This window comes from Henriciella sp., assembly GCF_049649345.1.
In the GTDB taxonomy this organism is placed as follows: Bacteria; Pseudomonadota; Alphaproteobacteria; order Caulobacterales; family Hyphomonadaceae; genus Henriciella.
Genome location: NZ_JBARZC010000384.1, coordinates 1 through 3,782, shown reverse-complemented (window position 1 = coordinate 3,782; position 3,782 = coordinate 1). Strand labels below are relative to the sequence as shown.

Here is a 3,782-nt window from a genome sequence, read left to right as displayed (position 1 = left end):
CGATGATGGGCCCAAATATATCGATTTTCTGCTGAATGCCGAACCTCTCTTCATTCCGCAAAAGGAAATCAGCGCGATCGTCACTTCGCGGCTCGAAAAATATCGCCCGGAAACCGAAAGCTGGCTTGCCGCACACAACGTCGCCTACAAAGAGCTTATCATGCTAGACCTGCCTTCGGCAGCGGAGCGACGCCGCCTACGCGCCCACGCGCCCTTCAAGGCCGAGGTCTACGGCGCCCGCGACGACATCCTTTTTGTTGAAAGCAATTTCAGACAGGCGCGCGATATTGCGCAGTTGACCGACAAACCGGTGATTGAAACGGCCAGCGATACGTTCTTTTACGGACGTGCAGACGCAGACGATCGCGCGAATGATGCCGCGGGGGGCGCAATTCTGGCCAACGAAAATCATGTGATGCGCAATGCGCTGCAACAGGCGGCGGTGCTTTTGCATGAAAACGGTTTCGAGCCGCCCGCCTGGACCGACAGCTATCTGCCGAAGCCTTCAGTCAAAAAACCTGTGAACACGCCCTTTCGCGCTGCGCGCGCAGTTACGGCTGCCGCCGCCCGACGGGTGGATCATCTGCCAGTCGGACCCACCAAGGCGGGCGGTCGGGAACGTCGCATCGCGATGATCGGCACTTCGTTCGATATCAAACGCGGGGCCGGGGCTGCGGCCTCTTCCGCGCGGCTGCGCGACGAACTGAAGCTGCGCGGTCACACTGTCCGGACATTCTCGACCGACGATTACCCGGTCGCCGGCACCGAGGCGAGCGATCAGCCCGTGAAAGGTGTGCACATACCAACCTGGGTCACGCTGGGCAGCACCAGCATTTCCGAACGGATCACCGAAGATATTGATCGTTTCGCGCCCGATTGTATCATCATGGGCGCAATCGACCGCAGTGTGCTGAGCATGCCCGATCTGCTCGACCTGCGCTATCCGATCGTCTGGATCGCGCGCGACAACTGGCTGCACACCGGCGGATGTCTGTTCAAACTTGACGACGCGCGGATTTCCCAACTTCCGACGCTACCGAAGAGCTACGCCACCGCGCTGACATGTACCGGCTACAAATCCGGCTGCGAAAGCTGCCCCTCGGTCATCGATCAGCGTGAGGCAGCGAAGGTGAGCGCGGCCTACATGCTGAAACAGATGGTGCTGCGCCGCAGGCCGGACATCGTTTTCTGCGGTATATCACCCTGGATGACCGAGATGCTGAGCCGCGCGCCGCTGACGCAGGATCACCGGATACTGACAGCCTACAACCCAATTCCGAAACCCCTCGCCCCTGACCGGCCAACCTGTCGGTCTGAGCTTGGCATCGCCGATGACCAGAAGGTCATCCTGCTCGCAGTCCACAAGGCGGAAAACCAACGCAAGGGTTTCGCACTCGCGGCTGAGGCCTTGGCCAAATTGGCCGTACAATGCGACCGGCCGGAAACCATCAGCGTAGCAATCCTCGGTGCCGTCGATGCCGGGGCGCTTGGGAAGCTGAATTTGCCTTTCAAGGTGATCCCGGTTGGTTTCTTGACCGATGAAGAGCATAAAAGCAGGCTTTATAAAGCGTCGGATGTCTGCCTGGTGCCGTCCCTGCAGGAGTCGTTGTCTGTCATCGCTTCTGATTCTTTGCGCAACGGAACACCCGTTGTCTGTTTCCGCACCAGCGGTCTGGCCGACTTCGTCCACCACAAGGCGAATGGATATACGGCGCTGGCCTACGATACCGATGATCTTGCCGCCGGTCTACATTGGACGCTTTTCGATGCCGATCAACATGCGACCCGTGCCGCTTCACAGGCGATTGCAGAAAAGCTTTTCGCACCAGAAAATGCCATTCCGGTTTACGAGGGCGCGATCGAAGAGGCCATTGCCCAATTCGATTCGCTTGATCCCGATCAGGATGACGGGGCAGAACTCGCGCTACTGCTCAAATCGCTGGGGCGTGACAGCCGCCATAGGCACGTCGTCCGACGTCACCTTGAAAAGGAGCTGAAAAAAGCAAAGGCCAGCTAGCGGCAGGCAGGATGACGGCAACCGTATGGAAAGGCAGACCGTATAAATGTATTTCGTCTACGCTCAAAGATAGAGATGAGGACTCCGATTATGCTGGTGTAGCGATCAGTCACATTCCTTGCACTCTAGAATACCGACCACCAACGGTTTGTCGCGATATGCCCATCCTGTAGCCACCCATAGAAGCCGTGAAACGAGTCCCCGCTATTGGGTCTGGTTCTCAGACCAAGTGTGCAAAGGGAAATAGACCTTTGATTTTCCGCAGCGGAACAACAGTCGAAATGGCGACCGTTGTCCCACTGCGGAAAGGGGGGTACCATTCTGCCAGACGGCTCAGTCGGAGAAGCCTATAAATGCACCCGTCACAACACCGCTATCGTGCGTCAATTCCAAAGTACCACCGACTTCAGACGCATTCGTCCCGTAAAAATTGCCCGACAGCGAACCGTTGATACCACCGGCCCCAGCGAGGGAGGCATGCAAGCCGTTTCCGGATATCGTGCCGTTCTCGATGGAAATAAGTGTGCCGTCGGCATCTAGCCCGCCGGCGACACCGCCTGCATCAAAGCTCGCCGTCAAAAACATTTCCCAAATATCCGTGTCGTAGTCGTGACCGCCCATACCGTTGTCGGTATAGGCATGCACAAGCGCCGACCCCTGATATTCGACTTCGCCTCCAGTCGGCAAATCTGACGGTGCGGTCAAATGGCCGAAGACGGCGCTTCCCGCATAACCCAATGTTCCGTGTTCATAGTTCATCACGGCAACATGTGTATTCCCATCGGCAGGATACAGTGTCACAGCGATTGCAGGGTTTGATACGTGCTCGTATCTCGTCGGGTCAGCTGCGGTTGCCAGAAATGTAGCACCGGCGGCGTCTCCCCACGCCAAGCGTATTGTGGATTCGTCAACCTGTTCAACCCGGACTGTCTGGTTAGACAGCGTGTTATCGTTCAGCGGTAGGCCATGACGCAATAGATTCAGCTGGGTGGTCACCGTATCACCAGGCGCCAGAATAATGCCATCGGCACCTGCTTCATTTTCATTGGTTGCAAATGCGAGGCCATTGGCAGGTTGTGGTCCGCCACTTCCCCCTCCGCAGCCTGCTATCGCCAAGGGCAAAGTCACTATGAGGGCGGATTTGAAAATTCTTAAGGGCATGTTGAGTCTCCAGGTTCAATTTGAGACAGTCAATCGCCCACCGGTATTTCCGACAGATGTCTGTTGTTTGTCAGTCTTGTTGCAATGGAGACTTACAGGTGGTCGATGACAGCGCATTCGTCCGGACGCGTTAATTTACTGCGAATGTTGCCAGCAACGCGATCGGAATATGCCTGATACCAACGCGGCACGATCCTGGAACATTCTGAAACACTAAAGAAATTGTCCAGATACAGTTTGGCTTCATGCTCCATCCGATAGCTCGCCGAACAAGCGTCGGCCATCGATAGGAGAATTTGAATGCAAGGACATATTTTTCTTTTTCGCGCGGCTTTGGTGTCACGAAAGTTTGGGTCGCTTATAGCGCGGAGACATGCCGCCGACACATCAATCGAAAACAGGTTCAGTCGTAAGATTGATGAAGCCGATATTCAGCGTTTACGTCAAACGATGGAATTGGACCGATCCGATGAACAGTCGGTCTCCCTCAAGATGCCGGACGTGCGCTGAAAAGGGTGCCTACCCTTCCTGATAACTTTGCGATCGAACCCATCGCGCCTGCAATTCAGAATTTTCAACGTCGAACAAGACGGGACGGTGTAGG

General features: G+C 55.9%; 3 protein-coding genes. 2 read left to right on the top strand and 1 reads right to left on the bottom strand.

Going from position 1 to position 3,782, the window contains the following annotated elements:
* Positions 1-2,017 (top strand): glycosyltransferase (locus tag WA989_RS10450; protein ID WP_424340437.1); only part of this gene is annotated, 2,017 nt, incomplete at its 5' end.
* 333 nt (positions 2,018-2,350) lie between these two features.
* Here the strand turns inward: WA989_RS10450 and WA989_RS10445 are convergent.
* A complete protein-coding gene (locus WA989_RS10445) occupies positions 2,351-3,178 on the bottom strand; it encodes a transferrin-binding protein-like solute binding protein (RefSeq protein ID WP_424340436.1) in 828 nt (275 codons plus the stop codon).
* Positions 3,179-3,478: 300 nt separating this feature from the next.
* On the opposite strand from WA989_RS10445, the gene WA989_RS10440 reads away from it, so the two are divergent.
* Positions 3,479-3,688: a hypothetical protein gene (locus tag WA989_RS10440; RefSeq protein ID WP_424340435.1), complete on the top strand. Its 210-nt coding sequence runs from the start codon at positions 3,479-3,481 to the stop codon at positions 3,686-3,688.
* Positions 3,689-3,782: the final 94 nt, after the last annotated feature.